The 11,297-nt window shown below is 53.1% G+C and carries 13 protein-coding genes; 11 read left to right on the top strand and 2 right to left on the bottom strand.

All coding sequences use genetic code 11. From position 1 onward, the window contains the following. Window positions 1–1,624 (top strand): RNA polymerase recycling motor HelD (gene helD, locus AQR02_RS00440; protein WP_342447434.1); only part of this gene is annotated, 1,624 nt, incomplete at its 5' end. A 29-nt stretch (window positions 1,625–1,653) separates the two neighbouring features. Here the strand turns inward: helD and AQR02_RS00445 are convergent. Continuing rightward, entirely contained in the window at window positions 1,654–2,457 is an 804-nt protein-coding gene (locus AQR02_RS00445) for an AAC(3) family N-acetyltransferase (RefSeq protein ID WP_054938912.1), read from the bottom strand. Between the two features lie 429 nt (window positions 2,458–2,886). Here AQR02_RS00445 and AQR02_RS00450 point away from each other — a divergent pair, with 429 nt between their 5' ends. The 7 genes from AQR02_RS00450 to AQR02_RS00480 all read left to right on the top strand — a co-directional run bounded on the left by AQR02_RS00450 (window position 2,887) and on the right by AQR02_RS00480 (window position 9,531). Then, the gene (locus AQR02_RS00450) at window positions 2,887–3,840 is read left to right on the top strand and encodes a family 43 glycosylhydrolase (protein WP_054938913.1); all 954 of its coding nucleotides are present in this window, start codon (window positions 2,887–2,889) and stop codon (window positions 3,838–3,840) included. Window positions 3,841–4,097: 257 nt separating this feature from the next. After that, window positions 4,098–4,472, top strand: a complete 375-nt coding sequence (locus AQR02_RS00455) for a Na-translocating system protein MpsC family protein (protein WP_187388753.1) — start codon at window positions 4,098–4,100, stop codon at window positions 4,470–4,472. Between the two features lie 104 nt (window positions 4,473–4,576). Beyond that, window positions 4,577–5,362: an ABC transporter ATP-binding protein gene (locus AQR02_RS00460; RefSeq protein ID WP_054938914.1), complete on the top strand. Its 786-nt coding sequence runs from the start codon at window positions 4,577–4,579 to the stop codon at window positions 5,360–5,362. 45 nt (window positions 5,363–5,407) lie between these two features. Then, window positions 5,408–6,295, top strand: coding sequence for an ABC transporter permease (locus AQR02_RS00465; RefSeq protein WP_054938915.1), 888 nt, complete (start codon window positions 5,408–5,410; stop codon window positions 6,293–6,295). A 42-nt stretch (window positions 6,296–6,337) separates the two neighbouring features. Further along, on the top strand, window positions 6,338–7,384 hold the full coding sequence (locus tag AQR02_RS00470; RefSeq protein WP_054938916.1) for an ABC transporter substrate-binding protein: 1,047 nt from the start codon (window positions 6,338–6,340) through the stop codon (window positions 7,382–7,384). A 36-nt stretch (window positions 7,385–7,420) separates the two neighbouring features. Then, on the top strand, window positions 7,421–8,059 hold the full coding sequence (locus AQR02_RS00475) for a cysteine hydrolase family protein (protein ID WP_054938917.1): 639 nt from the start codon (window positions 7,421–7,423) through the stop codon (window positions 8,057–8,059). Beyond that, window positions 8,056–9,531 carry an MFS transporter gene (locus tag AQR02_RS00480; protein ID WP_054938918.1) on the top strand — a complete coding sequence of 492 codons (1,476 nt, stop codon included), beginning with the start codon at window positions 8,056–8,058 and terminating at the stop codon, window positions 9,529–9,531. Before AQR02_RS00475 ends, AQR02_RS00480 begins: the two co-directional genes overlap by 4 nt. Before the next feature lie 10 nt (window positions 9,532–9,541). On the opposite strand, the gene thyX is transcribed toward AQR02_RS00480, so the two are convergent. Further along, complete coding sequence (gene thyX / locus AQR02_RS00485) at window positions 9,542–10,243, bottom strand: FAD-dependent thymidylate synthase (RefSeq protein ID WP_054938919.1); 702 nt, start codon at window positions 10,241–10,243, stop codon at window positions 9,542–9,544. Between the two features lie 176 nt (window positions 10,244–10,419). On the opposite strand from thyX, the gene AQR02_RS00490 reads away from it, so the two are divergent. The 3 genes from AQR02_RS00490 to AQR02_RS33245 form a co-directional block, all read left to right on the top strand. Then, a complete protein-coding gene (locus AQR02_RS00490; RefSeq protein WP_054938920.1) occupies window positions 10,420–10,641 on the top strand; it encodes an NUDIX hydrolase in 222 nt (73 codons plus the stop codon). A 48-nt stretch (window positions 10,642–10,689) separates the two neighbouring features. Next, window positions 10,690–10,929, top strand: coding sequence for an NUDIX hydrolase (locus AQR02_RS00495; protein ID WP_054938921.1), 240 nt, complete (start codon window positions 10,690–10,692; stop codon window positions 10,927–10,929). A gap of 2 nt (window positions 10,930–10,931) precedes the next feature. Further along, a partial coding sequence (locus AQR02_RS33245; RefSeq protein WP_245237001.1) for a WecB/TagA/CpsF family glycosyltransferase occupies window positions 10,932–11,297 on the top strand: 366 nt, incomplete at its 3' end.

Below are 11,297 nucleotides of genomic sequence, written 5' to 3' on the forward strand. Positions count from 1 at the left end.
AGCTATGTGTCTACAGTCTTGCCCCGAGCTGGGGGAAGAGAATATGCAGCAGACGACCTTTCAGGAATATCTTGCCTACTTGCTGGGCTCGGCGTTTCGGCTGGAAGACCCGTTCGAGCAGATCGAGTATGCGATGAATCCGGAGTCTGCCTCCGGGTATGAAGCGCGGATGAGCGGGATGCGGTACAAGGCTTCGGAAGATTTCCTGCAGGCTCTCCAGCACTACGCGTTGTGGCTCGGGAATGAAGGGATGTTATTCCGCAGTATCTCTTTCCGGGACCGCGAGCTGATTACCGCAGAGAAGATGAAATTGCAGTTTTACAGCTACGACAGCTCCATCCGCCTGGCTAACCGAGTTACACTGCTGCAGGAATGGCTGCTGCGGGAGCTGGCTTCACTTGAGCTTAAGGAGCAAGAAGAGCCGTGGGTTCAGGATGAGCTTGATTATCTCGACAACGAGCAATATGCCGATGCTTACAGCGCCCTGCTCAAGAAGGTTCAGCGGGAGACCGTCGTCTTTGATTTTACTCAGGAGTATGTAGAACAGTATGGAGACCTTCGCGGACAGGAGCAGGGAGAAGAGAATGTCTTCGACTTCGGCCTTCAGCAAGAAGAACTGCTGCAGCGGATGATTGTGAAGGAGCATTTCAAACCGCTGAAACGGGAAATAAAACGGTTCATGTTCGTAGATATGACTGGGCTCTATAGCCAGTTGTTTGGAGAGGAGGCTGCTTACCGGACGATGACGGATGAGGCCGGAGTGCCTGAGCATTGGACTGAAATCTGCAGGCAGACGAAAGAGAAGCTGGGGCGCAGCGAACTTTTCTATGAGGATGCCACCCCGTTCCTGTATCTAAAAGAACTCTTGGAGGGTGTACGGACGAACACAGTGGTAAGGCATTTGTTTGTCGATGAAGGCCAGGATTATTCGCCGTTCCAATATGCCTATCTCAAACGGCTGTTTCCCCGCGCGCGAATGACCGTGCTGGGCGATTTCGGCCAGGCGATTTTTCCCCAGGCCACGAATCTGCATGAGGCGGATTCCTCGCTGATCCGGCTGCATGGTGAAGAAGACACAAGACTGATCCGGCTAGTCCGGAGCTACCGCTCAACTCGGGAGATTGTGGAATTCACGAAGTCCATGCTGCCGGGCGAAGAGATCGTGCCGTTCGACAGACACGGCAGGAAGCCTTGTCTCACGCAGACCGGCGGGAGCGCCGCGCGGGTGGAGCGGATCCTTGAAGATGTCGCAGCACTCCAGGCAGAGGGCTACGACTCCATTGCCATCATTACGAAGACCGCTGCGGAAAGCCGCGAGGCTTATGAAGCATTGACGGCGCAAGGCCCGGAGGTACTGCGGCTTATTACGAAGAAGACCCTTACCTTTGAAAAGGGGGCGCTGGTTATCCCCGCATATCTTGCCAAGGGAGTCGAATTCGACGCTGTGCTTATCTATGATGCTTCTTCGCAGACGTATCACCGGGAGAGCGAACGGAAGCTGTTCTACACCGCATGCACGCGGGCGATGCACCGTTTAATGCTGTACACAACAGCGGACTGGACACCTTATCTCCAGGCAGCGGATGCTTCGTTGTATGATGAAGGTTCTTTGGCACAGTTATAATCATTCTCTGCCTGGGAACCGTCAAAGATTTAAGCCCGGTGCCGCTCCATCCAGGCTGTTGCCCAGTCGACGAGCGGACGCTGTTCCAGCAGCCGGACCTCGGCGTTGCCGATGCGATGAACGGTCAGCTTCATTTCTTCCTCGTATGCGGTTCCTAAGCGGACAAAATCGCTGTCGTCCACGGCCTGGGTGGGGTATGTAATCCACTCCCGCTTGCCTTCTACCCTAACTGCGCTACTCTCATAGACCGTTTGTTTACCGGGGAAAGAAGCACGGGTCTCCGCTAAATGCAGTGAAGTGTTCTTGTCATGGCCGACACCGACCAGGAGCACAGAACCATTCAAGCGGTAGAGCTTATCCAAGGGAGAGCCCTCGCCAAAAATATTGCTCAGATCGTGATTCTCCGTAAGGTAGGACGCATATTTGCCGACCGCTGCGACAGAACGGGCAGGATGATCTGATCTTCGGGCCCCCGGCCATTTGCGGAGCATTTCGGCGGCAACGCCCATGCCGATAGCCGGGGTAACCTCTTTGTCATACGCCGGCCAATGTTCCCGGATGACGGGCCACCATTCTGCCGGCGCTTCCCAATGCACACCAGTAGTGGGATCGAGATTCTTCCACGTCTGCGAAGGCATCATTATAGTGCCCTCAGGCCCGACGATTTCCAGAAGAGCCCGGATAAGAGTCTCCGCTCCGCCAACGACAAACCCCAGTTTGCTGAGAGAGGTATGCACAAGCAGGTGCTGTCCTTCTTTGACTCCGCAGCTTTTGAATTGACTGATTAACTCATCCCTGGTGAAAATTGCTCCTGGTTCCTGCTCCATACTCATCTTTACCTCCACCTTTCATAGCCCCAAAATATCTATATAAAAAAAGACAACCCCGCAGCAGTCTGCGGGGTTGTCTTCGGATAGTCTGAAGAACATTGCCCTTCGGTTAATAATGATAGATTATACCATTCCACTCTGTTACGGATGACAAAAAGTTCATTTTTCATCATGTTATTTCCAAAGTGCGCTATGAAATTAAATTTACTTTCGATAAATGTGAAATAAAACTCCCGGGCTGCGCCTGTTTTGATCGGGTGCTAAGAAGTGTGCAAGAAGAGTAACTTTAACGAAAACTGATGTTAGCGCGAAAAAAATTAAATCAGAAAAGATATTTACAATGTAAGCGATATCACATTTTGGACAAGAGTGGATTTAGTATAATTTATTATGAATAGATTCATGTATAAATTAATTAAAGGAGCGTGGGAAATGATTAAATCCAGGAAAAAAGTTTACGTGCTGCTGCTGTCTGTCTTCCTAATTTTCTCGACTGTATTTCCTGCAAGTGCAGCAACCTGGTCATTAACGGGAGACACGAATGTGCATGATCCGGCTTACATCAAAGAAGGCAATACCCATTGGGTATTCAGCACGGGCTCCGGGATTCAGGTGCTCTTTTCAACGAATGGTACCAATTATGTCCGCTCACTGCCGATTTTCACCTCAGAACCCTCCTGGTGGAATACTTATGTTCCGAATCACGTAAAGCTCGATGTCTGGGCACCGGATATTTACTATTATAACGGCAAGTATTATTTGTATTATTCAATCTCCACGTTTGGTTCCAGAGTTTCCGCGATCGGACTGGTAACAACCCCATCGATCTCCGGGGGAGTATGGACGGACCAGGGAATGGTAATCAGTTCCACGGATGCTTCCAATTACAATGCCATCGACCCTAATATTACTGCAGATGCAAACGGGAACTTGTGGATGGTCTTCGGTTCCTGGAGTAATGGGATATACATTACCTCTATCAGCAAATCAACCATGAAGCCGACGGGCAATTCCTACCGGATCGCGACGAAGTCCGGGGGGATTGAGGGCGCGAGCCTTGTCTATAACAGCAGCACCGGCTACTACTATTTGTTCGTTTCCATCGGAGTGTGCTGTCAGGGCACCAGCAGCACTTACAAGGTTGCGGTCGGCCGGTCAACCAGTGTGCTTGGACCGTATTATGCCAAGGATGGTACGGCAATGAAGGATGGCGGCGCCACGGTAATCGACAGCGGGAACACCAGCTGGGTGGGGCCGGGCGGCCAGGATGTCTACGGCACGGGTGTGATCGCCCGCCATTCCTATAGTGTTGCGGAGAACGGTGCTCCCAAGCTGCTGATAAGCGATTTGTATTGGGATTCGTCAGGCTGGCCTTACTACAATTGATCATATCGGCTATGTAGAATGGAGCTGCAAGCAAGAAGCTTTTTTGCTTCTTTTTGCTTGCGGCTCCTTTGTTTTGTGTAATGTTTCATTACATCAAACGCGTTTTTATACATACGTGTCATTAATTCTTACGTAATATCTGTTGACAACTCTATCATTTTATCTATAATGATGTATAAGTAATAGGCGATTATGGATTATCCAGTATTTTCGTCAGATATTATAACATCATCAATAGCTATGAAGGAGTGATCGCTATGATCGCTTCCGCCGGACAATGGAAACAGGATATTCTAAGGATTTACAACGAAATCAATAAGAGGTTATTCAACGCCGGTGTTAAGCAGCAGAAGGTTGATTTTGTCGGAAACAAGATTATTATCTTATCCATTAACAGCCGGGTCCCTGTATTGAAGGTGCTGGACACCCATGATGCTGCGGCCAGCCGCGGGATTAATCTGGTGCTGCATGAAGTGTTCAAGACTCAGATTAAGCAGGCTTTTATGGATGAATTTCAATTGAATATCAAAGCCGTTCTTAAAGATTATGATGTGGAGACCGAGTATTCCGGTACGATCATAATTTTGGAGAAAGACTTGGAGCATTACCTGAACGTTACGTTGGAACTCTGAAAGTAGGAGAGCCGACCTGCCGTCAGTTTTCAGACATTAGCCCTGGGGCTGTGTCTAAAACTGGCGGCTTTTTGTTTATCAATCCAAATCCGGGAGGGTCCAAAATGAAAACGAAGATTGAAATCGCCGGTGTAAGCAAGTGGTTCCGCCGTGACGGACAGGAGATTATTGCGATGCAGGAAACGAATCTTTCCATTGAAGAGGGCAGGTTTGTCAGTATTATCGGTCCCAGCGGCTGCGGTAAATCCACCTTGTTCAATATCATCGCCGGACTGATGCCTCCATCAACCGGCCGGGTGCTGGCGGATGGAGAGGATATAATCGGGAAAACCGGGCATGTCGGCTACATGCTGCAGAAGGATATGCTGCTGCCCTGGCGGACCATTCTGGACAATATTATTCTCGGGATGGAAATTCGCGGCGTGCCGCGCAAAGAGGCGGTTGCCCGGGCGCAGCCGCTGATGGACCGTTACGGGCTGAAGGGCTTCGGCGGCCATTATCCGGCGGAGCTGTCGGGCGGCATGCGGCAGCGGGCGGCGCTGCTTCGTACACTGCTGTATGACCGGGACATTATTTTGCTGGATGAGCCGTTCGGGGCGCTGGATGCCCAGACCCGGCTGACGATGCAGAACTGGCTGCTGGAGATTTGGGAGGATTTCCGCAAGACGGTGCTGTTTGTTATGCATGACATTGATGAAGCCATCTACCTGTCAGACGACATCTATGTCTTCTCCGGGCGTCCGGGACGGATTATTTCGAAGATTTCTGTGGACATGCCGCGGCCCCGGCATCAGGAGGATACCGTATCAGCTTCCTTTATGGAGCTAAAAGCCCATCTGCTTGCTCTGCTGTCAGGGGGCCATGAGGAATCGGCGGCGCATATTTCTTGAGAAATAGTAAGGCTAAGCTAATCAAACTTTGAGGAGGAGAACCGGATGGAGAGTGTGCAAAAGAAAGGGTACGTCATTCACAAGCTGGAGGCGTCCGGGAACAGTGCGCTGAAAACGGAAAAAAGGCAGGCGGAGCCGTTCATTCAGGACGAAGAAGCGCTGGCCCGCCGCAATAAGCGGATCATCAGTTTTGGACGGTTGTCTGTAGCAGTCCTTATAGTGCTTTGCTGGGAGCTGTTTACACGGATCGGCTGGATGGATGCTTATTACTGGAGCAGTCCGGTCCGCATCCTGAATACCACATGGACCCAGATTACAGAAGGGACGCTGCTAGAGGATATTGCGTATACCTCGAGTTCGACCATTCTCGGGTTCATAAGCGGCACTCTGCTGGGTTCGCTGCTCGGCCTTTCCTTCTGGTGGTCGCGCAGATTTGCCGGAATCAGCGAACCCTTCCTGATCCTGCTGAACGCGATGCCCAAGCTGGCGCTGGCACCTGTACTGGTTATACTGCTGGGCATCGGGTTCTTCTCGAAGGTGGCGCTCGCTTTTGCCATGACCGTGGTGGTTGCAGCGCTGTCTGCGCACAGCGGGGTGCAGAGTGTGGACAAGGATATGGAGAAGCTGATGTACTCCCTTGGGGCCGAGCGGCATCAGGTTTTTACGAAGGTCGTCATTCCCTGGGCGATGCCCTGGATGATCAGCAGCCTGCGGATTAATATCGCCCTCTCGCTGGCCGGGGCGATTGTCGGAGAATTCATCGCTTCCAGCCACGGGATCGGCCGCATGGTCATTTATGCCGGGACGATTCTCGATATCAATCTCGTCTGGGTGGGGGTTGTCGTCCTATCGGTGCTGTCCATGGTGATGTATGCAGGCGTTGTGCTGCTGGAGAAATGGCTGTCCAAAGGGTACGGAATGAAGAAGGCGTAAGGCGGGAAGAACGATTTTTATGAAAAAGGGGAGAAACTACTTATGAACATGAAAAAAGTAAAGCTGTCTGCCGTCCTGACGCTGGTTTCCGCGATGCTTCTGCTTTCGGGCTGCGGTTCTAAAAGCAATACCGGTGCCGAAGCCGCTGCCGCCGAAACGGAAGGGCTGAAGAAGCTGGTCATTTCCGAGCCTTTGCACTACACCGGCTATCTGCCGCTGTATGTGGCCCAGCGCGAGGGGTATTTTGCAGAAGAAGGACTGGAGATAGAGATGCTGCAGGCAACCGGGGGTACACATGTGACTTCCGTGGTCAGCGGGGATGCCTGGGGAGTAATCGGCGGGCCGGAATCGAATGCACTGGCGAATATCGGCAACTCCGACCCGATCGTTTCAGTGAGCAATGTCGTGAACCGTGCGAATGTATATCTGATGGCTAAAAAGGGAACGGCTCCGGCAAGCGCTTCGGATGAAGATCTGAAGGCATTCCTCCAGGATAAAAAGATTAATGCCGGCCGGCATGGCGGAACACCGAACCTGCTGACCCAATATTTGCTGCTGGAGCTGGGGCTTGATCCGCAGAAGGATGTGCGGCTGCTGGAGCCGGCGGACGGCTCGACCGTGGTGGCAATGGTTCAGCAGGGCGCGGCAGATATAGCCAACGGGGCCGAGCCGCAGATTAGCGACGGGATCGATAAAGGCGTATGGGACGAGCCCTTCTACAAATTCCATGACCTGGGCGATTATGCATATTCCGTGCTGAGTGTGAAGAAATCCACGCTGGAGAAGGACCCGGAAACGGTCCAGAAGGTGGTTAACGCTGTAGTCAAAGCCCTCCAAACGATCCAAAAGGACAAGGACCTGGCGATGGAGGTGCTGAAGGCGGAGTTCCCGACGCTCTCTGGTGCATCGGCGCAGGCGGCGATTGATCGGGCTTATGCAGACCAGCTGTGGAGTCCGGACGGAATCATTTCGCAGGAAGCGCTGGATAAAGATATGAACGTCATGATCAAGACCGGGATTTATAAAGGGGAATATACGTATGACGGACTTGTCGATATGCAGTTTGTAAAGAAGGCGGCAGGGAACTGACAGGCGGATGGCCTACTAAACAATGAGGTGACGAGAATGGAATTGACAGCAGATTTAATTATGCCGGAGAAAAGTGCGCTGATCATCGTAGATGTACAGAATGATTACTGCCACCCGGAGGGTGAGCTTGCCGCACGCGGAAATGATGTAGCAGGGGTGAAGGCGATGATGCCGCAGCTGCATGGCTTGATCGCCGCGGCGAGGGCGCATGGGGTTCCGGTTATATATATCCAGACCTTTCATGAGAAAGCAACCGATTCGCCGGTCTGGACCTCGCGTTCCGGGCGCGGTTCGCTCGGAGTCTGCCGCCGTGGAAGCTGGGGGGCTGAATTTTTTGAGATCGCTCCGCTGCCTGAGGATATTGTGGTCAATAAACACCGGTACAGCGCTTTTATCAATACCCGGCTTGATTCCGTTCTGCGCTCGCAGCGGATCGAGACCCTGATCATGACGGGAGTCAGCACCAATGTATGTGTAGAATCCACGGCCCGGGACGGCTTCATGCTGGACTACCATATTGTAATGGTCGAGGATGCCTGCGCATCCTACTCCCGGGCGGCGCATGAGATGACGCTGGAGAATATGAAGGGTTATTTCGGAGTAGTAGCTTCAGCCGCGGAAGTGGAAGACAACTGGAATATCTGGCATCAGACCGCGCTGCAAAACATCCTATGAGCTTCTCGGTCACGACGTCCAGCCGGCCGGCCAACCTTCCGGCGGTAAAAGTGGTCATCTGCCTGGGCGCATTTCTGTCCAACCTGTCTGCCGGAATGTTTAATATCGCACTTGTCGATATCGCGGATGACCTGCAGATTCCGGTGGCTTCGGCACAGTGGATCGTCAGCATTTATCTGCTTGTCATTTCTGTGCTGCTGCCCGTGATGGGCAGGCTGGGGGATATGCTTGGCCGCCGTAAGGTGCATAACTTGGGCTTATTCGCATTCGCCCTGGGGGCGCTCGGCTGTGCGCTATCTCCGAATGCTGTACTGCTCCTGGGGTTTCGGGTAATTCAGGGCATAGGGGCCTCGATGTATCAGGCAACCAATATGGCGCTTATCGTTTCCGTGTTCCCCAAAGAGCAGCGGGGGAGGGCGCTGGGGCTGATGAGCACATTTGTTGCCGCAGGCTCAATGGCAGGCCCGGGACTCGGCGGCTTCCTAATCCAGTGGTTCTCCTGGGAGAGCAATTTCTGGCTGCTGGCCGCAGTCGCCGGTGCGGTAGGTCTGCTCGCTCAAAGGCTGATTCCCCGGGACACGGAAACCGCTGGAGGCAGGCTGGACCCCGGCCGGGCCGTATGGTTTGCCGTAGGTCTGTCCTCGCTGATGATCGCTGTTGATCTCGGCGGACGTTCCTCCTTCCTGTCCCTGCCGGTGCTGCTGCTGTTTGCAGCTTCGGCCGGTACAGCAGCTGCTTATGCCGCCCATGTGCGCGCGTACCGGCCGGGGAACGGGGGCGGATCTGCTTCGAATACGGTTGCTGCGGCAGTAGGAACGGGTGAAGCGTCTGCCCGAAGCACTGCCACTGCAGCCGTTCCCGGACGGGGGCTATTTGCTGACCGGAACTTTGCCGCCGGCATTGCCATAACGGTCATCACCTATATGGCGGCGTTCGCCGCACAGCTGGCCTTGCCCTCGCTGCTGCGGCTGTCCGGTTCCGAGCCTGCCTGGGTCGGGCTGATCATGATCGGGTATCCGCTGGCGCTGGTGGTGACGGCGCCAATCAGCGGCAGCTTAGCCGACCGCAAAGGGCCGGCAGGAATTCTGGCCGCAGGGCTGCTGCTGATGAGTGCCACGCTGCTGGCCCTGGCCTTTGGCTCATCCCTGCTGAGTGCAGGGATGATGGTTCTGCCCGTTGTGCTGCTGGGCTGCTCGATGGGGATGATTACCTCGCCCAATACGAGCCTTGTCATGGGACTTGCCGCCAAGCCTCAGCTTGGCATGGTCAGCAGCCTGCTGGCCTTGTCCCGCAATATCGGGATGATGTTCGGCACAGCCGCCGACGGACTGGTAATAGGGGCCGGAGCTGCCGGGCAAGGCCGGACGTACATGGCGGTGTTTCTTGTCTGTGCGGCGGGTGTGGGGATTTCCTGTGCCTGGCTGCTGTATTCCTTCCGCCGCAGCGGCAATGCAGTCTTTCCGCACAGCTAATAAGGAGCAGCTAGCGTGATAACAGTTCTTCAACAGTTACCGGGAATAATGTCTTCACCATGCTAAGTATGGCTTTGGCATAATCCTGAATTTCCTTCTGGGCATCATGTTCCAGCCGCTGCTGGAGAAAGTGGGCAGCAGATTGCAGCGAAGCCGTCCAGTACCAGCGGACATAAAGTCCGTAAGCCGGAAGAAACAGCCTTGCCTGTTCGGCGCAGATGCCGTCCGACAGGGCTGCTTCGTATTTTTGCATGCCGAGTTCGGTGTAGTCCATCAGCTCCTTCGTGTATTTCGCTCCAAGCTCCCAAGAGATCAGGCTGCCGCTGCCCTGCTTGGAATTCTCCGGTGCACTCCGCCACTCCCCGCCCGAAGGCAGATAAAAGGCAGGTTCCTCCGTAATATACCTGCGGCTTGATTCATTCCAGGCCTCCAGACTGTCGCCGGTGCCCTCATAATGGGCCGAGCCTACTACATACTTCCACCACTGCCTCGCTACCATCAGCGGAGCATAGATCTCAAACTGGATTACAGCATGCCTAAAGGGTGAAGTGTGCCCTTCCCGGGCCAGAAACTGAATCAGCCGGATGTCTTTTTCACTCAGTTCATCCGATTGTTTGGCATAGGAGACCCGCGCTGCATTCACAACAGTCAGATCGCTGCCCATATGATTAACCAGCCGGACATATCCTTTATCGAGCACATTGATTAACATGTAATGACCTCCAATGGATTAAGCTTCTACACTTATTCACCTGCCAGGGTCAAATTCCCTGCAGTATCATAATTTGTCATGACCTGTTCAAATTTTTTATGGTATAATTTTCCTTCGCGTTCCTATTTCGATATGTGATCTAGCCTAGTGTTTATCCGTGACTGGAGTGATTGATTATGCTGCTGAGACAAATGGCCGTGGCTTTTTTATTTAATGAAGCGGGGGAATTGTTATTTCTGCAAAAAAAGTCCGCAAGCCGGTTTCTTGGCGAATATCTGGTCCCTATCGGAGGGCATTTGGAGGACGGGGAACACAATGATCCGAAGCGTGCCTGCATAAGAGAGATTGAGGAAGAGACAGGATTAACGGAGCGGGCATTCCAGGGACTGACGCTTTGATACATCGTTAACCGGAACAAGGGTAATCAGGAAATCCGTGTACAATACGTGTATATGGGAAGTGTGTCTGCAGACAGCGGACTGGTGGAAAGTGAGGAAGGAGAGCTGCTGTGGATAGATAACAGCAAGCTTCCCGAGCTGAAAGTGACCGCGTCTACGAGAGCTATTATGGAGCATTATCTGGAGACAGGAATACATAACAAGCAGATTTATACGGGAACGATGTACCCGCTGCAGGGAGAGCCTGCGGTGGGCTGGAATGTGCTTGAAGACTGGGAGGACAAGTGATTATGGGGAATTCTGTTTCGATTTTGGGTGTGCCGTTCTCCAAGCTGACGCTTGAGGAGACGACACTGTATCTGGCAGAGCAGATCCGCAAGGAACGCTCCGGCCTGTTTCATCTGATCACAGCCAATCCGGAAATTACGCTCGCCAGCCAGTCCGATGAACTGCTGCAGGAAATTATCCGTGCTGCGGATCTCGTTGTTCCTGACGGAATTGGAATTGTGCTGGCAGCCAAAAGAAAGGGTGAGCCCATCCCTGAACGGGTGACCGGGTATGACCTTTTATTACGGCTGCTGGAGAAGGGGAATGAGCGGGGCTGGAGTTTTTATTTTCTGGGAACTGACGAGCACACGAGCAGACAAGCCGTGGAG

It is taken from the genome of Paenibacillus ihuae (assembly GCF_001368795.1).
GTDB lineage: Bacteria > Bacillota > Bacilli > Paenibacillales > Paenibacillaceae > Paenibacillus_AQ > Paenibacillus_AQ ihuae.